The 22,442-nt window shown below is 42.8% G+C and carries 17 protein-coding genes and 2 pseudogenes; 9 read left to right on the top strand and 10 right to left on the bottom strand.

Annotation, left to right across the window (positions count from 1 at the left end; genetic code table 11):
* Positions 1–2: 2 nt before the first annotated feature.
* From NXX38_RS13965 to NXX38_RS13950, 4 genes are read right to left on the bottom strand one after another with little or no spacing between them, the layout of a single operon-like run.
* Positions 3–863 carry a hypothetical protein gene (locus tag NXX38_RS13965; RefSeq protein ID WP_258979816.1) on the bottom strand — a complete coding sequence of 287 codons (861 nt, stop codon included), beginning with the start codon at positions 861–863 and terminating at the stop codon, positions 3–5.
* Positions 860–4,525, bottom strand: coding sequence for an ATP-binding protein (locus NXX38_RS13960; protein ID WP_258979815.1), 3,666 nt, complete (start codon positions 4,523–4,525; stop codon positions 860–862). The genes NXX38_RS13965 and NXX38_RS13960 overlap by 4 nt, the downstream gene beginning before the upstream one ends.
* Positions 4,509–5,060 (bottom strand): condensin complex protein MksE, encoded by a 552-nt coding sequence (locus NXX38_RS13955; protein ID WP_258979814.1) that lies wholly within the window; start codon positions 5,058–5,060, stop codon positions 4,509–4,511. Before NXX38_RS13955 ends, NXX38_RS13960 begins: the two co-directional genes overlap by 17 nt.
* A gap of 29 nt (positions 5,061–5,089) precedes the next feature.
* The gene (locus NXX38_RS13950; protein WP_258979813.1) at positions 5,090–6,286 is read right to left on the bottom strand and encodes a hypothetical protein; all 1,197 of its coding nucleotides are present in this window, start codon (positions 6,284–6,286) and stop codon (positions 5,090–5,092) included.
* 285 nt (positions 6,287–6,571) lie between these two features.
* On the opposite strand from NXX38_RS13950, the pseudogene bla reads away from it, so the two are divergent.
* The 3 genes and pseudogenes from bla to NXX38_RS13935 all read left to right on the top strand — a co-directional run bounded on the left by bla (position 6,572) and on the right by NXX38_RS13935 (position 9,501).
* Positions 6,572–7,452, top strand: a pseudogene (bla, locus tag NXX38_RS13945) (class A beta-lactamase, subclass A2).
* Between the two features lie 71 nt (positions 7,453–7,523).
* The gene (locus tag NXX38_RS13940; RefSeq protein WP_195649205.1) at positions 7,524–8,954 is read left to right on the top strand and encodes a GNAT family N-acetyltransferase; all 1,431 of its coding nucleotides are present in this window, start codon (positions 7,524–7,526) and stop codon (positions 8,952–8,954) included.
* 22 nt (positions 8,955–8,976) lie between these two features.
* A complete protein-coding gene (locus NXX38_RS13935) occupies positions 8,977–9,501 on the top strand; it encodes a hypothetical protein (protein WP_148364486.1) in 525 nt (174 codons plus the stop codon).
* A 31-nt stretch (positions 9,502–9,532) separates the two neighbouring features.
* Here the strand turns inward: NXX38_RS13935 and NXX38_RS13930 are convergent, their stop codons facing one another.
* Complete coding sequence (locus NXX38_RS13930) at positions 9,533–10,207, bottom strand: MarC family protein (protein WP_148364485.1); 675 nt, start codon at positions 10,205–10,207, stop codon at positions 9,533–9,535.
* 158 nt (positions 10,208–10,365) lie between these two features.
* On the opposite strand from NXX38_RS13930, the gene NXX38_RS13925 reads away from it, so the two are divergent.
* Positions 10,366–11,346, top strand: a complete 981-nt coding sequence (locus NXX38_RS13925; protein ID WP_004304821.1) for a linear amide C-N hydrolase — start codon at positions 10,366–10,368, stop codon at positions 11,344–11,346.
* Between the two features lie 115 nt (positions 11,347–11,461).
* Here the strand turns inward: NXX38_RS13925 and NXX38_RS13920 are convergent, their stop codons facing one another.
* Both NXX38_RS13920 and NXX38_RS13915 read right to left on the bottom strand, forming a co-directional pair.
* Complete coding sequence (locus NXX38_RS13920; protein ID WP_004301986.1) at positions 11,462–11,926, bottom strand: MaoC family dehydratase; 465 nt, start codon at positions 11,924–11,926, stop codon at positions 11,462–11,464.
* Positions 11,927–12,046: 120 nt separating this feature from the next.
* Positions 12,047–12,574, bottom strand: a complete 528-nt coding sequence (locus tag NXX38_RS13915; protein ID WP_234131954.1) for a GDSL-type esterase/lipase family protein — start codon at positions 12,572–12,574, stop codon at positions 12,047–12,049.
* Between the two features lie 75 nt (positions 12,575–12,649).
* Here NXX38_RS13915 and NXX38_RS13910 point away from each other — a divergent pair, with 75 nt between their 5' ends.
* Positions 12,650–14,353, top strand: coding sequence for an RluA family pseudouridine synthase (locus NXX38_RS13910; protein WP_258979810.1), 1,704 nt, complete (start codon positions 12,650–12,652; stop codon positions 14,351–14,353).
* Here NXX38_RS13910 and NXX38_RS13905 read toward each other — a convergent pair.
* From NXX38_RS13905 to NXX38_RS13895, 3 genes and pseudogenes are all read right to left on the bottom strand, one after another.
* A pseudogene (locus NXX38_RS13905) lies at positions 14,350–15,712 on the bottom strand (MATE family efflux transporter). The gene NXX38_RS13910 and the pseudogene NXX38_RS13905 overlap by 4 nt on opposite strands.
* 122 nt (positions 15,713–15,834) lie before the next feature.
* Positions 15,835–16,041: a hypothetical protein gene (locus tag NXX38_RS13900; protein ID WP_148364480.1), complete on the bottom strand. Its 207-nt coding sequence runs from the start codon at positions 16,039–16,041 to the stop codon at positions 15,835–15,837.
* Positions 16,042–16,119: 78 nt separating this feature from the next.
* A complete protein-coding gene (locus NXX38_RS13895; RefSeq protein ID WP_234131952.1) occupies positions 16,120–17,625 on the bottom strand; it encodes a TrkH family potassium uptake protein in 1,506 nt (501 codons plus the stop codon).
* A 250-nt stretch (positions 17,626–17,875) separates the two neighbouring features.
* On the opposite strand from NXX38_RS13895, the gene NXX38_RS13890 reads away from it, so the two are divergent.
* The 4 genes from NXX38_RS13890 (at position 17,876) to NXX38_RS13875 (ending at position 22,419) form a co-directional block, all read left to right on the top strand.
* Positions 17,876–18,175, top strand: a complete 300-nt coding sequence (locus tag NXX38_RS13890; RefSeq protein ID WP_074557894.1) for a nitrous oxide-stimulated promoter family protein — start codon at positions 17,876–17,878, stop codon at positions 18,173–18,175.
* 20 nt (positions 18,176–18,195) lie between these two features.
* Positions 18,196–18,921, top strand: a complete 726-nt coding sequence (locus NXX38_RS13885) for an SDR family NAD(P)-dependent oxidoreductase (protein ID WP_074557892.1) — start codon at positions 18,196–18,198, stop codon at positions 18,919–18,921.
* A gap of 20 nt (positions 18,922–18,941) precedes the next feature.
* Positions 18,942–19,208, top strand: coding sequence for a zinc ribbon domain-containing protein (locus NXX38_RS13880; protein ID WP_217723144.1), 267 nt, complete (start codon positions 18,942–18,944; stop codon positions 19,206–19,208).
* 460 nt (positions 19,209–19,668) lie between these two features.
* Positions 19,669–22,419 carry a response regulator gene (locus NXX38_RS13875; protein ID WP_258979809.1) on the top strand — a complete coding sequence of 917 codons (2,751 nt, stop codon included), beginning with the start codon at positions 19,669–19,671 and terminating at the stop codon, positions 22,417–22,419.
* Positions 22,420–22,442 lie beyond the last annotated feature (23 nt).

The following is a 22,442-nucleotide window of genomic DNA, read 5'->3' as shown; positions in this document are numbered from 1 at the left end:
ATCTAATACTTTATATATCCTTCTTGTTCATACGCTTTCCCATATTTATGAATCATTGCCACCAATGGCCTTAAACGTTCGTCAGAAACCAACATAGCCCTATAACGCAAATACTGATTATCATAAAGTTGCCGGTTTCCGTCCTTGAGGCGTTTCTTCACATCCGCAGGAATGAAAAATTCCGCACGGTTACCCAATTTGACATAGAATTCATTTAAAAAGATAGAAATGCCAGCCAAATCTATGTCTCCGAAATGAATATAGCGATTGGGAATTATCTTTAGCCAGTTACACAAATCCTTCGATTGCGGATAACGGGACACGAAAAGAACTTTCATTCCTTCAAACAAGTACTTTTGGGCACGGATATGCTGAAAATTCTCTCCATTCTCTATACCTACTACTACAACATCTTCAGGAATACGGAAATATTCGTAATCCTGCATGAAGATGGAAGTGCCTTGCAAGGGAGAAAGAACACATGGTTTGCCATGAAAAGTAGCTTCTATAGGCGTATAACAATTGAGGAGAAAACCTTTGAACGTACGGGTATATCTCAATTTAGAGTCCCCCGCCTTCGCCACTTGCTCCGAACGTGACACTTCATCCGGACAGTTCTTCATCTCAATCCAATCTTCCAGCTCCATGCCGGAAGTATAATTCTGGGAGATGTAGATACGGCATCCTTCCGGGTCAATCATACGAAAACTACGCTTACTCCCTCGGGGAACAATAGTGATGATTCCCTCATCCATTAATCTATTTGCTATCAGTCCATCAAACTTTGTGTAAGGTATGAGCTCGCCGCCCAGCATTTTCAGAACCAGCCTCGCCATCGCCAATGTAAATAAACTGCCACTCATTTTTCTATCTTATTATAGGTTAACAATGGGACAACCAGGGTATTTGACCGCCCGTCTTTACTCAATAAATAGGTATAACGATAGTCTTCCACATTGTAAGTAGTGGGAGAACTGTTTACCAACAAAATATTCCGGCAATTGGCAAAGTCCAAAATACCTTTCACATTGTTGGGGTGTAACTTGCCTATTTCATCCATCATACAATGGATTTTAAAGTCACCAAACTTACGTGACGCCTTTTCTTTGAACACATTAATCAGCATGATATTGACCATTGCTTTTACCAAAATGTCCGTGCCGTCAGAACCTACATTGGCAATCTTCTCCACCCATCCCGTATCGTTATCATTCTCTTTCACGCGGAACTCCAGTTTGAATGTATCGGCAAGCGCCAACCGTCTGCGTCCCGGCTCGTCAAGCAGGAATTTCATAAACGACAACAAATGCTGGACAACCACCGCATTGACATCTTCACGGGAATCCTGCGAGAACAAGTCAACCTTTCCCATATTATATTGGTTCTCATCACTAAACCGTTTAATCTCCAGCAATAGCTGCATCAGTTTATCGCTGCTCTGAAGCGGGCGAAGAGCTATTTCCTTTATTACTCCGGCAAAATTCCGCTTGACAAAATCGTCGTTTATATCCTTTATTGTTCTGTGTATCTCGCTTTCATTACGGGTCAGTCCTCCCACTTCCTGCGAAATCCGGCGGATTATATCCGTATACCGTTCACTGATATGTTTCTGATAGTCGGAAATCTTATCATTATCCACAAACTCGCACAGATTGGAAGCGAAATCGTAGTAATCCTGTTCTCCAACCAGTTCCGTACGGAAATGAAACGTGTTTTTTGACGAGAAGTTTCCATTGAACTGCGTCACCGCTTTCTTGAATTCTTCTGTTTTTCTGATAGTGGATACGATGAGCGACTTCAACTCTTCCACAATAACATCGCAATTTTTCCGGGTAGGCTTCTCTCCTATTTCTGTCACAGAAGGCGGACAAAAAGTTTCATCTTTCCGGAACATATCCACTTTATTCAACCCGTCCTCCAATAAGTGCAATTCTTTGCTAATCCGCTCAAGATGCTCGTCCGCCCCTTTTTTCTGAATCTGCAACTTCTCCTTTTTCAGAGCGAAACGTTCGTCCAATGCAACTAGCTTCGCATCCTGTTCTTTCTTCCGACTTCGCGTAGCAGGTTCTTTATCAAACAGTTCCTCCTTGTCTCTTTCATAATAAAGAACTTGCGGGCGGGATCTACCTATATAATCCAATTCTTTATTTATTTCGGCAAGCCTGTCATCATACTTGCGGATAGTGACCGTATCAGCACCCTTCCCATTCAATTCATTCTCCTGCGCCTGCTTCAATTCCTTTTTCCGCTCTACAATTTGCTGTTTCATCCGCTCTATCTCTTGCTGAATGCCGGCAACACACTCCTCCAGTTCCTTCCGGAATTCAGTCCTGCCGTCATTATACACTTTCCGGCAGGCTTTCAACAGTTTTTCCCGTTCCGCCAAATGCTTCTCCTTCTCTCCTTCCGCCACATAAAGACGATGGCCGATTTCATTCAGTTGCGCCTGCAATTCTTCGGTACATCCTCTTTTCCATTCCTCTTCCTTCGTCTTCCATGAGGCGTAATCGGCCTGCAAATTCTTCAATTTTGCTGGAATCTGCATTCGCTCAGCTTCCATCAGATGTTGTTCTTCCAAAATACTATGTATTTGCTTCGAATACTTCTTCTCCAAAGAAGAAACAACTTCCCCCTCTTCTTCTGCCAGTCGGGTGAGACGGTCGGTACAGAGTTGCCGGGCTGCTTGTTGCCTGCCGCGCTCCTGCTTCATTTCCTCGGGAGTGCGGACAGAACGCTCGATTGCTGCCAGATTGAGTGAAACGCCGAACAAAGTCGCTTCCTTATTCACTAATTGAGGTTGCAGTTCATTGTTGTACAACACCAGTTCCTCATCTGCCACCTTGCCTATCGTCTCCTGCCAATCCGGTTTGTTCTTCTCCAACCATTCACACAAAGAACCTTTTCGTTTCTCAATCAAGGCGTCCAATGTTTGTAACTGTTCTTCAATCGCACTCCGCTCTTTGCGAACGATCTCCATCTTTGCCTGAAATTTCCATTTCAATTCTTTCACTTTCCATTCACACTCCTGTCTCAACTGCTTTATTTCTCCTTGTTGCTGACGAATATTAAGCTCCAACTCCTTGTCCTTTTTGCGCAGTTCGTTAATCCCGTCTTCACAATCGGACATTTCCTTTTGATGGGGATGTTCGTATTTCACCTTTTGAAGTTTCAGGTTACACTTTGCCTGTTCATCGCGCAACTGCCGGATACGATTATCCACAGTCTGCACTTTCTCTTCTTGCGTTGCCCTTATTTTTTCTTCTTCCACACGAAGCTGTTGCATCAATTCCTCCTGCTTGCCGGCAATCTCCGCATTCCGAGCATTTATCCGTGCTTGCTGGCTATTCTCAAAAGTACGGAAATCAGCTTCCAGTTTCTCAAACAGCAATCGGTACTTACTCAATACATCCTCATAAGCCCTTGTCAGTTCCGATTTCATATTCCGGACTTGTTCAAGTTCCTGAATCAGTAGTTCTTCGCAAGATACCCGTTTGATGATTTCTTCAATCTGCATCTGCTCGTAATGCAGACGTTTCTCACGTATCTTTTTGAGCAAATCGCTTATTATACCTATATCCCTAATCAAGCCATCACGCTCATTGGTGTACTTTTGTTGCAGTTCACCCATAAGCCGCAGCAACCGTTCACGTTCCGTCTCCGCTTTAGCCTGTTCCTCCTTCACTAACGGAATCTCATGCAAAGCCTGTTTCTCCGCAAAGTTAAGCTCCGCACGCCCTTCACCAATCTGCTTTTGGGTATAAATCAAGTCACGATAGGCGTTCATTACTTTCTCCGCCATCTTCCGGACAGGCACTTCTCCATTCTTGTTCTTAAACCAAAGCATCACGTCCCTGTATTCCTGCTCGAATTCCTTTATCTGGCTACGATAGAAGTCCAAATCGACAGAGATATCCTCATCACTCATCGAACGGATAATGGTATCTTTTATAAAGTCAGCATCCAGTTTGGAATTTAAAAAGACGTTCTGTATCGTACGGGGAATATTCTGATATTTTGCACTTTCCACAATGGCAAACTTGCGGTAAGGTATCATTTCATGCTTGCGGTTATTACCGAAAATAATGTCCCGATACATTTCATAGCTAGTCACTTGTGCAGTAATCTGAATCTTCGAACCGATATGTTCGCGGATGCGTCCCCACTCGGAATGTACCACATTGTGTTCGTCAATGAACCAGTCCTGTTGGAATGGCGCATCAATAAAACGGAAAAACACCCGTCCCTGGGATTTGGCAGCTACCACACAATACGCCCCATTCTCCCGCATCACCTCATAGATAATGTAAGAATTGGCATAAGGAAAGTAAAAAGCATCGAAGCTTTTCTTCTCTTTCGGAATGCCCAGTCTTAGTTTGTCAGCATTATAAAAGAATAGGATGGCACGGAGCAGTGTACTCTTACCAACACCTTGCGTACCTATAAAATGTACGTTCCCATCCAACTTCACTTCCGCATATGGAATATGGGCACTGTTCAGAAAAATAATCTTATTCAGGTATCTCATCTTGCACCTCCTCTGAAATTGTGATACAATCAACCAAGTCCTCCATATAATGGAAAGCCGACAATACTTTATATGTCCCATCGAGTTCGTTTTCTTTCTCTATCAGTCCTATACTCTCCAGTTCTTTCAACAGTTTGCCGACAACTTCATCATATTTCTTCTTATCCGAAAACAGTTTGGTTGCCTTTTCTTTCAATTCGATATCGCATCCTATCTGAATTTCAATATCAGCAGCACGGAACAGAAAGCCCGGGCCGAATGCCGAATGATAGTTTTTTAGGAAACTCAGGTAATCAATCCACTTCTGAATCGCTTCCAGTTTACGTTCCAAATCGACTTTCGATTCCTTGCGAGTAAAGTAGTAATAACCGTCACCGCCTTCCAAATAGAAACCGATACCTTTATAGTAATCATAATAATCGGGCAAATCTTCCTCAATGGCATCATACAAGCGTTTCACTTGGGTAGAGACACTATTGGAAGAAATGAATCCCCCTTTGCTAAGTATATTAAATATTTCTTCAGTGTATTTCATGGTCATCTGTTTTTAGCATTCAGCATACATCATTTGGCATATATTAAAGGGTATTTCACTTCATCGGAGATTTCATAAGTATCCGTAAAGCGAAGTTCGTCGGCATACTGTGATGCCAGTTGGCAGAAAAAGATTAATTTCTCTCCACGTGTCACCTCTTTCCGGTAGCGATAGTTCATCACAAAAGAGAACAGGTGGGTGCTGGACGCCATAAATGAATTATGCACTTCCTGCAAGTTTACGGTATCTATCATTTGCGACTGCCCATCCAGGTATCCTTCTGGAATGGCATCTGCCAGTTGTTTCATTCCTTTCGGAGAATTTCTCTGCCGCGCGACAAGTTTCTTCAAAATCTGAAAAGCCTCATCGGAAGTCCGTAGATTATCAATGGAAAGCTTGATGCGATAACCGACCTGCGGCTCCATCCAGACAGGATTTTTTTGTGCGGCAACAGAACGGATACTTGTATGTTCTTCCAACAAGAACTGGTCTTTCAGGTACTTCAACTTCTTTACTTTCTCAAAGATGCGGTTCTGATAATCTATCAGATTCAGATAATGGATGATTTGTTTCTGGATTTCAATCAGGTTATGGTACGAGTCATTTAGCTGAAGTTTTACATCACTTACTACATTCCGCATCTGTACGTCCATCGCCACTCGGAAGAAAATAGGCTGTCCGTAGTCTATCAATTCCTCACTTTTACGGATCAGCAGAGCAATATTGTTCCGTTTCTCATCAAGCCGGACGAGTTTGGTTTTCTTTATCTTATAATTCGGTTCGTTCTTATAAGTATTATCCATGTTCCTTTTCAAGTCCATCACATTGCGGACTGTAGTCAGAGCGATGTTTTTTAGACAGCGTTTCACTTCACGCTGGTAGTTGTATTTACGTTGCTCGTTATTCTCTTTCAGATAATAGTCAATATTTTCATTCAGTCGCGTCAGGTAATCCTGCACGAAAGAAACATTGATTTCTTCATTTACTTCGAGCACATCTTCAAAGAATTTCAGATAGATATCTTCCATTTCCAGAAAGTCACCAGTATCCCGGATAACCCCATAGTCAATCAGATAACGGATACGCTCTTCTTTGTACTCTGTCATTTCAAGCGCATAATCGTAGCGGAACGAAAGAGACTTCCGTTTGGCAAACATTTCTTTCAGAAGTTCTTTCTCCCTGTCCAGACTTTTGACAAGTTCTTCTATAGAACGAAAAGTGCTCATATTAGTTTTGTCTTTTAATGATGTTTACTACTTCCAAATATTTACATAGTATATATTTCAGTAATAAGATATCACAAAAATAACATAAATGAAATAGTAAACCTAATTTCTGTATCAATATTTTCATTACTACAAAAATTGAGAAACTAACTCTACATATTCATTATACAACTATAAATTTCAAGTAAGAATTTGCAAAGGCAATTACTATTTATACCTTTGTGACTTCAATAGAGAATATGATTTCAATAGAGAATTAGTAACCCGTTAAAAGAGAAATTGATTATGCGTTCATTCATCCTATTTCTTTGTTTAGTCCCCACCCTCCTGTTTGCCCAACAAACTCAACTGGAGACACAGTTGAAAGAAGCCATCAAGGGAAAAAAGCCGAAATAGGAATAGCCGTCATTATTGATGGGAAAGATACGATAACTGTCAATAATGATATTCACTATCCACTGATGAGCGTATTCAAGTTTCATCAGGCATTAGCATTGGCAGATTATATGGGAAAACAGAAGCGATCGCTGGAAACCCGGTTACCCATTAAAAAATCGGATTTAAAGTCGGATACTTACAGTCCGCTACGGGATAAATATCCGCAGGGAGGAATTGAAATGAGTATTGCCGACCTGCTAAAATATACACTTCAACAGAGCGACAACAATGCCTGCGATATTCTTTTTGATTATCAGGGAGGTCCGGATGCCGTAAACAAGTATATCCATTCACTAGGAATCCGGGAATGTGTCATTATCGGAACGGAAACTGCCATGCACGAAGACTTGAACCTATGTTATGAAAACTGGACTACTCCGTTAGCAGCAGCCGAATTAGTGGAGATATTCCGTAAGAAGCCATTGTTTCCCAAAGTGTACAAAGACTTCATATTTCAAACAATGGTGGAATGTCAAACCGGACAAGACCGTCTGGTCGCTCCATTGCTCGACAAAAAAGTAACCGTAGGCCATAAAACCGGAACGGGAGATCTTAATGCGAAAGGACAACAAATCGGCTGTAATGACATCGGTTTCGTTCTTTTGCCCGGTGGACGTAGTTACAGCATAGCTGTCTTCGTGAAGGATTCTGAAGAAAACAATCAGGTGAACAGTAAGATTATCGCAGATATTTCCCGTATCGTTTACGAATATGTAATGCAGCATTAAAATGGAGACAAAGTACGTTCGGTACGAATGAAGATTGAAACAAAGTAATAGAAATTAGAAAATTCATTTATATGAAACTACATCATATCGCTATCTGGACTTTTCGTCTGGAAGAATTAAAAGAGTTCTATGTCCGCTTCTTCGGAGGAAAAAGCAACGAAAAATATATCAATCCCAAGAAAGGATTCGAGTCCTATTTTATCTCCTTTGGAGAGGGAACAGACTTGGAACTGATGAGTCGTACAGATGTACAGAACACTCCCATTGAAGAAAACAGGGTTGGACTGACACATTTCGCTTTCACCTTCCCCAGCCGGGAAGAAGTATTACGCTTCACCGAACAAATGCGTTCGGAAGGATATACTATCGCCGGCGAACCGCGTACTTCGGGAGACGGATACTTTGAAAGTGTAGTCCTCGATCCTGATGGAAACCGGATCGAATGTGTATACCGGAAAACAGCAATCGAACCGGAAACTAAAGCTGGAGAGGAGACTGAAATTGAGCCGAAAACTGAAATTGAAAGTATTCCCCCCGTAACGCTCCATACAGAACGTTTATTTCTCCGCCCCTTCGAAGAGAGAGATGCAGAAGCGTTTTTCGCTTGTTGCCAGAACCCGAATCTGGGGAACAACGCCGGATGGCCGCCTCACCGTACATTGGATGAATCCCGCCAGATCCTTCATTCCACATTTATCAATCAGGAGGGTATATGGGCGGTGATGCTAAAAGACACGAAACAACTGATCGGTTCCGTTGGTATTATTCCCGACCCCAAACGGGAAAATCCACAAGTGAGAATGTTGGGTTACTGGCTCGGCGAGACTTATTGGGGCAAAGGATATATGACCGAAGCAGTGCAAGCCGTCCTCAACTATGGCTTTGAAGAATTGCGGCTTAGCCTCATCACAGCTACTTGTTACCCGCACAATAAACGTTCGCAGAAAGTACTGAAAAAGAACGGTTTCATCTACGAAGGTACACTTCATCAGGCAGAACTGACTTACAACGGAAACATCTACGACCACCAGTGTTACTATCTGCCCGGCATCTCCCAACCTACCCCGGAAGATTATGATGAAATCCTCGATGTATGGGAAATGTCCGTTCGCCACACACATGATTTCCTGACGGAAGAACATATCCAGTTTTATAAACCACTGGTGCGGGATCATTATTTACCTGCCGTTGAACTTTTCGTGATCCGGAATGTCAGCGGAAAGATTGCCGCCTTTATGGGACTGAGCGATGAACTGATCGAAATGTTGTTCGTACACCCCGACGAACAAGGAAAAGGATATGGCAAACGATTAATAGAATACGCAAAAGATAAAAAATATATGGATAAAGTAGATGTAAACGAGCAGAATGAAAAGGCACTCCAATTCTATCTCCATTTAGGATTCCAAGTCATCGGCAGAGATGAAACGGACAGCATGGGCAAACCTTTCCCCATTCTTCATTTACAACTGCCGGAAGCTGATTCCGATAATAGAGATTAATTCCCCAAAACACGAAAGTTACATGAACCTACGTGCAAGATTATCCGAACGAGTACACATTGAAGACATCAGAGAGGTACTCCACTTTATACAGGATGATGAACGGCTTAGAGAAGAAATCTACCAACTGATATTCGACGAAGATGCTATCGTCTCCTATCAGGCATTGTGGGTATGTACTCATTTCTCAAAGGCAGATGTAGAATGGTTAAGCGGGAAACAAGACGTATTGATTGACGCTGCCATGACCTGCCCACACTCTGGAAAACGGAGAATGATTCTGAACCTGATATGCCAGCAACCTGCCGCCGACCCGCCACGAGTGGATTTCCTCGATTTCTGCATGGAACGTATGATCTCCCGTGAGGAACCACCGGGCGTACAGTCGCTCTGTATGAAACTGGCTTATCAACTGACACGCTCCATACCGGAACTGCAACAGGAACTACGCACCATGTTGGAAATCATGGAACCCGACTTATTGGTTCCCGCTATCCGTGCTGTGCGAAGAAACACGCTGAAAGCCATACAAGCAAAGAAAAGCTGATTGTTTTCATCGCCTTTTTTTCATCGTTTGATCAGAGTATATCCAGATGGAAGATCTGGGATATACCCGTCACCGAAATCTGAATACCGATGCAGAAAGTGAAAAAAGCAACAAGCTTATTAATGATTTGATTTCCCACCGGTCCCAACCTCTGAATAAACCTCTGTCCCTGTGAAAGGAAAACGTAAAAGATGGCTGCCATACAAATAATAACAAGTGCAATGACCAAATAATTAATTCCGGTTTGCAGCAACTTGCCTTTAACACTTGCAGACGCCATCAAAGTAAAGATAACCGATATACTGCCCGGCCCGATACTGATAGGAAACGTGATGGGATAAAATATCTTCTGCTCGATGTTTTTCCATCTGAAACCGTCTACATTCTTGCTGGCTTCTTCTTTATCAGACGAACCCGAATCCCCCAACAGCTCCATTGCCGTCTTGCAAATCAGTATTCCACCTCCCAACTGAATAACAGGAATAGCCAGACCGAAAATCAACAGAAACAAATGCCCTATCACCAATGTCCCTACACCGATCATTATAAAATTGAGTGTCAGTTTCTGAATAGCTGCTTTCCGTTGTTGAGGATCGAGGTCTGTAAAGAATCCATTAACGACAAAACCATTTCCCAAAGGATTTATCACCGGAAACAGTGCCATAAACGATGACGAAAATATGATAAGAAGATTGCTTAATGACATAATACCTGTTTTTTGATACTTTATTAATATCTGATATGTATCTAAAACATAAATGGAACGTTATTGTTTTGAGAATATGCTTTTGCGAAAGGAATCCGCATCGGTTGAATTCCTCGTGAAAGCAGCTTATAATAAACCTTTAACTAGAAATTAAAATTATGTGTACAAGAGTCGTTTATTCGGGAAAAAATGGAATGGTGGCAACCGGCCGGTCTATGGATTGGAAAACAGAAATGCACAGTAATCTTTGGGTATTTCCCAAAGGTATGGAAAGAAATGGAGAAACGGGAGCCAACTCCCTGAAATGGACTTCCAAGTATGGCAGTGTGGTGACTTCAGCTTTCGAGATTGCCAGTACGGACGGAATGAATGAGAAAGGGCTGGTTGCCAATCTGCTGTGGCTGCCCGAAACGGAGTATCCGGTCAGAGATCAAACTAAACCGGGACTTGCCATTACCGCATGGGTACAATATATGCTGGATAACTTCGCCAACGTAGAAGAGGCCGTCGCTTTCATCGATGAGAATACTTTCCAAGTGGTATCGGACATGATGCCGGATGGTTCCCGCCTGGCAACCTTGCATTTATCAATTTCCGATGCAACAAGTGATTGTGCGATATTTGAATATACGGGCGGAAAGCTGACTGTCTACCACAGCAAGGAGTACAAAGTGATGACCAACTCCCCTACCTACAACAAACAACTGGCACTAAACGAATACTGGAAATCAATAGGAGGATTGAGCTTCCTGCCCGGAACCAACCGACCGTCCGACCGTTTTGCAAGAGCCAGTTTTTATATCAATGCCCTGCCCCCAACAGATGATGTGAGGATAGCCGTGGCAAGTGTATTCAGCGTTATCCGTAATACTTCTGTTCCTTATGGCATATCCACTCCCGAATTTCCGGAAATTTCCACCACACAATGGAGAACGGTATCGGATAGTAAGAATCTGCTCTACTTCTTCGAATCAAGTCTGACACCTAATACATTCTGGGTAAATCTGCGGGAAACAGACTTGTCGGAAGGAGCTCCGGTACTCAAATTGTCTATCGCCAACGGTGAAACTTATCATGGAAATGCAACGAAAGAGTTTCAACCGGCACAGCCGTTCAGATTTATGGGAGTAAAAGGATAAAATTATCCCCGGAAACGATCCGTCTGAAGCACACCCAAAAAGTTTTTGTATCTAACTCTTGAGACGTATTTCGATCATTTCCGGGGATAAAATCTGTTTCTTTAACAGCTTGCCATTAATTGAAATAATAAAGGAATACAGCAATTCCTTCCAGCGCCTTCTTCGGTTGGTCTTTTATTTCGATAGCAAACTTAATTTCTGCTTTTGCCACACCACGCAGATTGGTCAGTGAGTGCAAAGTAGTCACCAGACGCACGCTCTGTCCTGACAAGACAGCCTGACCGAATTTCATCTTATCCATACCGTAGTTAATCATCATCTTCAGGTTATTTACCTGTATAATCTGATTCCACAGATAAGGAAGCATAGACAATGTCAGGTAGCCATGAGCAATCGTGCTATGATAAGGGCTGTCTACTTTCGCACGTTCCGTATCTACATGAATCCATTGATGATCCAGCGTTGCATCAGCAAAAAGATTAATACGTTCCTGCGAGAGTTCCACATAATCGGAAACACCTATCTGTTGGCCTACTAGTTTTTCAAATTCTTCATACGAATTGATAATTACTTTTTCCATAAGTCTTATCGTTTTTATGGGGGTTATTTACTATTAAATTGGGGACAAAAATAGGAAAAATAAACTGATATGCCACCAAATTTATAAATAAAAGCAAGGAATGAAGTATTTAGGTATGTTTTACAAACCGGAAGCCCGTTTCAGTGCTTCTGACAAAATACTGTAACCCTTGCCATTCAAATGTAAATCGTCGAGAGTCAACTCCGGATTCAGCCTGCCATCCAGCAACAAACGGTCGAAAACATCGAGATAGACAATGTCCGTCCCCTGCAATTTCTCGTATATCTTCTGGTTAAGGACACGAATGAATTGATTCACAGCCGTACTGTAATCATCGTAATCATTACGTGGAAAAATACAGAAAAGATATGTTTTCAGTGAAGGGATGGCAAGAACCGCTTTTACATAACGTTCCACATAATCGTCCATATTTTCATCATTCAACTGATAAATATCATTGGTTCCGAATTGAATGACGACTTGGCAATCGGAAGTGTCTACGGTAAAAGACTCCACATAAACCAGTCCTTCACCGGGAGCACCATAGTTCAGACATTCCCATGAAGGAAAGTAGACATCCAATGCCCAAAATGCCATGTGACTGTTGCCAAGAAAGGCAAATTTAGGTTTCTCTCCCATTCTATTCATGTTACTTCATTCGATAATTCACGGATTTACTTTACTTTTGCAAAGGTAATCACATTCATTCATATATATAAACCGATGATACATTTTTTCAAGCAACCCATTTCTCACCTTGAGTTACCGGATAAATTCACTTATCCTTTCCACTATACGCCTCATCCATTGTGCGTGTTGGCAGCGGAAGAAGTGAAAGAATATATCGCGAGCCGAGAAGAATGGCAAGAAGAGCTAGCTTTCGGAAAAATGTTCGGGGTGTTGATTGTACAAAAAGAGAATAAACAAGAGACTACAAAAAAAGAAGCGGTCAATGAAATTGGTTATCTCGCTGCTTTCTCCGGCAATCTGGCAGGGAAGAATCTGCATCCTTATTTTGTCCCTCCTGTCTACGACTTATTGCAACCGGAAGGATTCTTCAAAATGGAAGAAGAACAAATATCTTCCATCAATATCCGTATTCGTGAATTAGAAAACAGTCGTTCTTATCTCGATTCAAAAGAAAAGTGGAAGACGGAAACGGAACAGGCTAAAGCTATGTTGAATCAGGCTAAAGCAGCACTCAAAGCAGCAAAGGAGGCGAGAGAGATTCGCCGCCAATCATCCCCCGCCCTTTCCGAAGAGGAACAAGCCTCCCTGATCCGGGAAAGCCAACACCAGAAAGCGGAATACAAACGACTGGAAAAAGAATGGAAGAAACGATTAGAAGAACTCGAAACGGAAACAAGACACTTCGAGACTGAAATAGAACAACTGAAAACCGAACGGAAGGAACGTTCGGCAGCCTTGCAAAGAAAGTTGTTCGAGCAGTTCCGGATGCTGAATGCCAGAGGAGAAGTGAAAGACCTATACACTATCTTCGAACAGACAGTTCAGAAAGTTCCTCCTGCCGGTGCGGGTGAATGTGCTTTGCCTAAATTGTTGCAATATGCGTATCTTCATCAATTAAAGCCATTGGCTATGGCCGAATTTTGGTGGGGAGACTCTCCTAAAAACGAAATCCGGCATCACGGATATTATTATCCTTCCTGCAAAGGAAAGTGTGAACCTATTTTGCTGCACATGTTGCAAGGACTGGAAGTAGACGAGAATCCGCTGCTAAACTCCATCCATGAGGATGAAGAACTGGAAATCGTATATGAAGATGAATGGCTAGTAGTAGTCAATAAACCGGCAGGAATGTTATCCGTTCCGGGAAAGGCGGAGGACAGAGATTCAGTCTATCATCGCCTGAAAAAGAAGTATCCCGATGCCACCGGACCTATGATTGTACATCGCCTCGATATGGCAACTTCCGGATTATTGCTCGTAGCGAAAACGAAAGAGGTACATCAACATTTACAAGCACAATTTGCTGACAGAAGTATCAAGAAACGCTATACCGCTGTATTGAATGGGGTAACAGCAAGAACAGAGAAGACAGTATCAACGGAAAAGACAACACTACCATTTGGAAGAGCAGGAAGAATCAACCTTCCTCTCTGTTTGAATCCCCTCGACCGCCCCCGGCAAATCGTCAGTAGAGAACATGGGAAAGAAGCGATTACAGAATACCGGATCATCAGTGAATCCGAAAAATATACCCGGATTACTTTCTATCCGTTGACCGGACGAACACACCAATTACGGGTACACGCCGCCCATCCGGAGGGATTGGGTTGCCCCATTCTTGGGGATGAACTTTATGGAAAGAAAGCGGACAGGTTATACCTCCACGCCGAATATATAGAATTCCGTCATCCCATCAGCGGAAAGATTCTATGCATACAGAAAGAGGCCGACTTCTAAGCTGCAACCGTGCTTGTGAACACCTGCTTTTTCAACCTGCGATAAACGTAGATAAATGCCGGCACGAGGAACAAGTCTGCTGCTATCCAAGCCATCGGATCACCGTAGCAGACAGCAACAAAGCCGAATGCAGGCACAGCGTAAATGCTGACAAGAATACGCGCAATCATCTCCGCCACTCCCGAAAACATGGCAAGATTGGTATATCCCACTCCCTGAATCGTGTAGCGCAGGATGCACAACAATCCAAGCATCGGGAAGAACATACAGGAGATATGCAGGAATAGCTCGGTATCCAACAGAATTTCCGTTTCTGACGGATCTACAAAGATCAACGCGAAATATCTGGCTCCCACCATCAGAAGAACGAACGTAAATGCCGCATAAACGATCATCATCAAAGCACTCGCCTTGATTCCCAACCAGATACGTTCCGGTTTCCCCGCCCCATAATTCTGTCCGCTATATGTAGCCATCGCAATTCCCAGACTTTCGAACGTACAGATAAAGAACATTTTGATTCGCATGGCAGATGTAAAAGCAGCCACACACGCCGTTCCCAACGCATTATTCGCACTCTGAAGCATGATACTGCCGATAGCCGTGATAGAGAACTGTAATCCCATAGGCACACCGATGTAAAGCAATGTCTTTGCCAGTTTCGCCTGAAACCGGCGTTCTTTCGGACTACCCTGCAATATTTCAAACTTCCGGTACATATAAATATAACAAAGGACAGCCGACAGCCCCTGCGAAAAGACAGTAGCAATGGCAGCTCCCGCCACTCCCCAGCCGAGTACCAGAATACAGAACAAGTCAAGAATGATATTCAGAACAGCAGCAAACAGCAAAAACCAGAAAGGCGTCTTACTGTCTCCCAACGCACGGATGATGCTTGAAAGAAGATTATAGGAAGAAAGTGAAAGGAACACCGATAAACGTTACAAGCAAATAAGCATAAGCTCCTTCGAAAATATTCTCCGGTGTGCGCATAATTCGGAGTATGTCCGCACAAAAGAGACTGGTAACAAGAGCAATGACCACAGACATCCCTGCTGCCAGCTTCAAACTGACGGAAACGTAACTGCGCATCGTACTGTAATCTCGTGCACCAAACTTCTGCGCAACGGGAATCCCGAAACCTCCGCAACATCCATTACAGAATCCGAGAATCAGGAAAACAACCGATGTACTGGCTCCCACAGAAGCTAACGCGTTAATTCCCAAAAACTTTCCTACAATTGCAGCATCAACAAGCGAATACGTTTGTTGTAAGAGATTGCCGAGTAAAAGCGGCAATGTGAACTTTAAAATGAGAGGTAATGCCGGCCCTGCCGTCATTTCTTTAGAAGTTGCCATACGTCTATGTTCCAAAATTGGGCGCAAAGATACGGAAAATTCAAGGAATTAGTTCTCGATTTGCGTTCCTCTTTTAGTTGACATAAATCAATAAATGAGTATGAGAGTATGAATACCCCGGTCTATCGTTTCACCAACCGTTTAGGTGAACCATGCCACGAGCATCCCAAGCAGAAGACTTCTGTCAAATCGAACCCCTCCACCGAATCTTCCGGATATTTGGGAACCACTTCACCATCTTCGAGCACATAAACCAGCAGCCTTTCACCTTGTCCATTCTTCACATACATAGCTGCAATCTTACATTGCGGACACAATAACTTTTTCATGCCGCAAAGATACAGATTGTTTCCGTCAACAACAAGCTCTTTCTAAGAAGTTTAAGAAGCCCGCTCATGATTTACAGTTTATCTATTCTTCCAGAATCCCGGATAAAACAACAGGAGTACGCTAAACAGCTCCAGACGTCCCACCAGCATCAGAAAAGAGAGTATCCACTTTGCCGGATCAGGTAAAGAATTCCATGAAAATGCAGGTCCGCAAGTTCCCAATCCCGGACCGACATTGCCTATACTCGAAATAACCGTACTGACGGACTCGGTAAAGCCAACTCCCAAAAACAAGAGAACCGTCCACCCAATCAGGATCAGGACCAAATAAAAAGCAAAGAAAATCAGTACGGTAGTTACGATAGAAGAAGACACCGTCTGCTTATTGATACGAACGGGAAGCACGGCATTCGGATGGAGCAGATGCTTGAACTCATTCCGGATGGCACGTGCCACAATCAGCAACCGCATATTCTTGATACCTCCACTGGTAGACCCCGTACATCCTCCCGAAAGCATCGCAATAAACAATAACAACCACGTGAAAGGAGGCCACATATTATAATCGTCCGTAGCAAAACCGCAGGAAGTATGCACCGTAGACACTTGGAACAATGCTTTCCGGAAAGCCAGCTCCCAGTCGTAATGATTTTGAAAGACAAGTGCCAATGTGATAAGGAAAGTCAAAATACCCACCGACGCCAGGAACCAGTGCAACTCTTCATCTTTGAACAAACGACTGACTTTTCCTTTCAAACACATCAGAAACAAAGAGAAGTTGATACTGGAAACAATCATAAAGATAGCCACCACATATTCTATATACGGAGAATTCCAGTAAGAAATACTGTTCTGCTTCGTAGAATATCCTCCCGTAGCAGTAGTGGCAAACGACTGGCAAATGGCATCAAACAAGCTCATGCCCCCAAACATCAATAAAACAGTTTCCGAAATAGTCAGTACCAGATAAATGGTCCATAACCACTTGGCCATAACATTGATTTTCGGATGGGTACGATCGTGTGTCACTCCCGTAGATTCAGCAGAGAAGAGTTGCACTCCTCCGGTGGTAAAGATAGGAAGAATGGCAATCGTGAAAAACACAATCCCCAAACCACCGATCCATTGCGTCAGGCTTCGCCAGAAAAGCATACCGTGGGAAAGGGATTCAATATCATCGAGAATGGTGGCTCCTGTGGTGGTAAACCCGGACATGGTTTCGAAAAAGGCATTGGTTATCGTATCAATGCTTCCGCTGAAATAAAAAGGAAGCATGCCGAAAGAGGTAAAAAACACCCATGAAAGAGTGACTACACAATATCCGTCTCTCCGGCTCATCTTATTCTCCGCTCCCCGTCCGTAGAGCAGTAACAATCCGCCTACCACAGCATTGATAACACAGGTATAAAGAAAGTATTTATAATCACTTTCCCCGTAACCGGCCGACACTCCGGCACAAAGTAAAAACATCCCCAATTCGATGAATAGCAACATACCCAGCACACGCCCTATCATCTTCCGGTTGATCATGCTATTATTCTTACTCCGAATATACAGACTGTTATCTGAAATGTACTCTTCCATAACTCATGAATTATCTTGTATGCTCCCCTCATAGCCAAGAGTATGCCAAAATGAAAAGGATGCAGATAATTCGCTTATAATCAATGCAATATTTTTTTTCATTATGAAAAAGTAATCTCTAAATACCCTACCAAAATGAAAGGGTGATTTTCAAAATAGAAAAAAGAAGAAGGTGTATTTTAACAGAATACGCCTGTATTTCTGCATAATCTTCACTATCTTTGTCACTTCAAAGTGTAAAAAGAAAGAGATGACAGCATCACACATTGAACGTGAAAAGAAAACAGTAGAATTGATGATCCGCCTCTATTGCCGGAAAAAAGAAAAAAATACAGTTCTTTGTGCCGACTGTGAAGAGTTGCTTCGCTATGCCCATGCCCGTCTCGACCATTGTCCGTTTGGAGAGAAAAAGGGTGCGTGCAAGGAATGCACCGTACATTGCTACAAGCCTGCCATGCGCGAACGAATGCGGCAAGTGATGCGTTTCTCCGGACCGAGGATGTTGCTTTATGCACCCTGGCAGGCCATACGACATTTATTGAACCTATAACTTACTAAAAAAAATCAGTAATGAAAAAAGCCATTATCATTGGCGCTACCTCCGGCATCGGACAAGAAGTTGCAAAATGTCTGTTACTGGATGGATGGCAAATCGGAGTAGCCGGCAGACGGCAATCCGCTCTCGAAAACCTGCAACGGGCAGCACCGGATCAGATTCAGATTCAAGCGTTGGACGTAACACAGGAAGATGCAGGCGAGAAATTGAATATGCTCATCGACAAGGTGGGCGGCATGGATTTGTTTCTTCTTAGTTCGGGCATCGGTTTCCAGAATACGGAGCTAAATATGGAGGTGGAACTGAACACGGCATACACCAATGTTGAGGGATTTATCCGCATGGTGGATACCGCTTTCATCTATTTCAGGAAAAACGGAGGCGGCCACCTGGCAGTCATCAGCTCCATCGCGGGAACGAAAGGGCTTGGGGTGGCTCCTGCCTACTCTGCCACCAAACGTTTCCAGAACACTTACATAGATGCTCTCGAACAACTTTCATATTTACAAAAACTAAATATCCGTTTTACCGATATCCGTCCCGGATTTGTTGCCACCGATTTGCTGAATGACGGAAAACATTATCCGATGTTGATGGACGCAGCCAAAGTGGGACGCCACATTGCCTGGTCACTGGAGCGGAAACAACGGATAGTGGTGATCGACTGGCGCTACCGGATACTGGTCTTTTTCTGGAAAATGATTCCCCGCTGGATGTGGAAACGATTGCCTGTAACATAAACTTATAATCTAACTAAAAAATGGAACAAAAATTTTGTCAAAGTTGCGGTATGCCGATAGACGACTCAACTTTTGGAAAAGAAGCAAATGGTAGCAAGAACGAAGATTATTGCCACTATTGCTATGCGGACGGACATTTCACGAAAGAGTGCACCATGGACGAGATGATCGAACATAATCTAAATTTTCTTAACGAGTTCAATAAAGATTCGAAAGTAAAATACACGGTGGAGGAAGCACGGAAAGCGATGAAAGAGTACTTTCCACAGTTGAAGAGGTGGAAATAAAATGTAATAAATATAAACTTTCAGAGATACATTTATCTCTGAAAGTTTATATAAAACCATGTACAACCATTCTCTCCCCCGCTATAAACAAATTCTTTCAAATTCTATATTTCATGTACGTATCAACGTGCGTACTATCTGCATACAAGCCTAAATTCTAAAATTATCCACAAAAAAATATCATTCATAAAAAACACTAAGCGGCAGATTCCCTTTCTTTTTTCCACAATTATACCGTAATCCAAGAGATATGTTAGTAAACAGGAAATATATCTATAAAATTGGACACAAAAGCAATCGTTCATAACTTCAGCTTTTCCGTTCATTAATTCCTTTTTTCTTATTATTTTTATTACATTTGTATATAGAAGCATGCTACAGTGGTTAAGAAACGATGTACATACACTCTACAACCCAATTACCCATTTGATTCGACAGACAAAAATAAATAACAATAAAAATGAATGAAAAGGAGATTCTTCCCAGTGAAAACAGCCAGACAATCTTTGAACAAGGAATAACTGAATTGATGCACGAACAAATTCTGTTTGCGGAAGGTATATATGCCCATATACCGATAAGCATAGAAATGTATGATACAGACGGAATTTTACGTTTCATCAATGATCACGCATTGAAAATGTACGGAGTCAGCGACCGGAGTGCAGTCGTAGGTGTCGTCAACCTGTTTTCCAGCCCTTACATGGATGACCAGCTCAAAGCCAGAATACAAAGCGGTGAAGAAAACATGACGCTGGAATTTGAATATGATTTCAACCGCATCAATGAAGACGAGTATTTTGCTACTTACAACAAAAATAGCATGATCTTCGAAGTCCAGTTAGTTCCTTTACGGAATAAAGCGGGAGACATCATCGGACATATGCTGCTCTCCAATGACAAGACAGCGGTCAGAGAAACAGAATTCCGGACAGAAGAAAACAAGAAAAATCTGGAAATGGCAATGGAAGCCGCCAATATGTCTTCCTGGGTATACGATGTCCGCAAAAAAACATTCAACTCATTGTATGGAACATCCATTGTCAAAAAAGGAATGACTCTGGAGGAAGTATTAAATATATTGCATCCGCAAGACCGTGACCAGTTGAGAGTCGTGTTCTCACAGCTAATAAATAAGGAGATCGAAAACGGACAAATCACATTACGCGCCTACAATGAGGCCGAAAAACAATATCGCCACTATGAGAGCAGAATGCGCCTGTCCTCCGAACATATGGGGAAGTTATTGATTATCGGAACGCAATTGGACATTACCGAGAAACTGGAAATGGTAAAGAAAACGCAGGAACTGATAGCCAAACGCGAACTTGCCATGCAGGTGAGCAATATCGTTCACTGGGATTTCGATGTACGTACCTGTAAGTTCGAATCTTACCACGATCCTATCAATGATTATGCAAGCGACAAACTTCTCACCATTACAGAGTATCTGGAAGTCATACACCCCGACGACCGGTCTGTTGTCTACGACGCTATGCAATCCATGCTTTCGGGAAAAGAAGTGACCATCAATTTCACCTGTCGCATGCAAACTAAATATGATAATTCATGGCAATATTGCAATATTCTGGGCGTACCGTTCGAGAAAGACGAATACGGCAATAACATACGTTTCACGGGATTCCGGCAAAATATATCCAAACTTCACCAACTGGACGAGGAAGTAAAGGAACGAAATTACAAAATGGAACTTACTTTCAAGACTATCGGAATGTCTTACTGGGATTTCGATGTCATGACCAGACAGTTCAAAGCATTCAATGACCCGGTAAACGATTATCATCCGGAAAGAGCCATCACCCCGAACGATTACATGGAAGTGGCTCACCCGGAGGACTTGGACTGTATCGGCAAATACATCGAGCATATGCTCCAACGGACAGATAAAGAGTTCAGTTTCCAGTACCGCTCCAAAAGTAAATGGGATGTAGAGTGGCAAACTCTGATAGTAACCGGTATTCCGGTTGAAAGAGACAAGAAAGGAAACGTCACCCGCTACACCGGCATAAAGTTCAACAACACGAAGTGGGAAAAGATGGCACAGGAACTGAAAGAGCTGAAAGAGAAGGCAGAACTTTCCGACCGGCTCAAATCAGCATTCCTTGCCAACATGAGCCATGAAATACGTACACCCCTGAATGCCATTGTCGGCTTCTCGGGCTTAATGGTGCATTGCGATAATCCGGAAGAAAAAGAAGAATACATGAATATCATCGAATCCAACAATGAATTATTGTTGCGGCTCATTAATGATATTCTCGACCTTTCCAAAATTGAATCAGGCATCCTCGAACGTAAGAGAGAGAAATTCAATCTGTCCAAGACCTGCAATGAACTATACATGATGATTCAACAGAAAATCACCAATCCTGACGTAAAGGTCTTCGTAGATAATCCTTATGCGGACTGCTGGATATTTCTGGATGCCAACCGTCTTAAACAGGTATGGATGAATTTCCTCACCAATGCGGTGAAGTGCACTCAAGAGGGATTCATCAAAATGGGATATAGCATAGAAAACGAAGGAATCCGTTTCTACGTGCAGGACTCGGGTGTCGGTATTCCGATAGAAGTGCAGGACAGGGTGTTCGGACGTTTTCAGAAGCTTAACGAATTTGCGCAAGGCACAGGACTCGGCCTGGCCATTTCCAGAGCAATCATAGAAGGTGCAGGAGGAAAGATCGGGTTCACTTCCAAGCCCGGTATCGGTTCCACTTTTTGGGCATGGGTTCCTTGTACTACAGATACACAGGGGACTGACATGGCCCAGGAAAACAAAAAAATATCCGGACCGTCGGTTTCCGTTCCGCCACTTCCTTCATTGAGCGATATCAATAAGAAGGCTTTCAAAGTACTGATTGCCGAAGACAATGACAGCAACTTTTCTTTAGTGCAGCACATTCTCTTCAAGTATAATCTTACACGAGTAAAAAATGGAGTGGAAGCTCTTGAGAAGATACGTAACGAACAGTATGACATCATCCTCATGGATATGAAGATGCCGATCATGGGAGGACTCGAAGCGGTACAGAAAATCAGGGAATTCAATACCAAAATTCCGATTATCGCCTTGACAGCTTACGCATTCGATTCTGACAGAGCGAGTGCCATGGAGGCAGGTTGTAATGCATTCCTCACAAAACCATTAAACAAAAGCCAGCTATTAGAACTTTTTTCTACCAAATATTAGTAAAGCACAAACAATTCTGATAA

The sequence above is a fragment of the Bacteroides sp. BFG-637 genome (assembly GCF_024793605.1).
Taxonomy (GTDB): Bacteria; Bacteroidota; Bacteroidia; order Bacteroidales; family Bacteroidaceae; genus Bacteroides; species Bacteroides vicugnae.
This window is presented reverse-complemented; position numbering and strand designations above follow the sequence as displayed.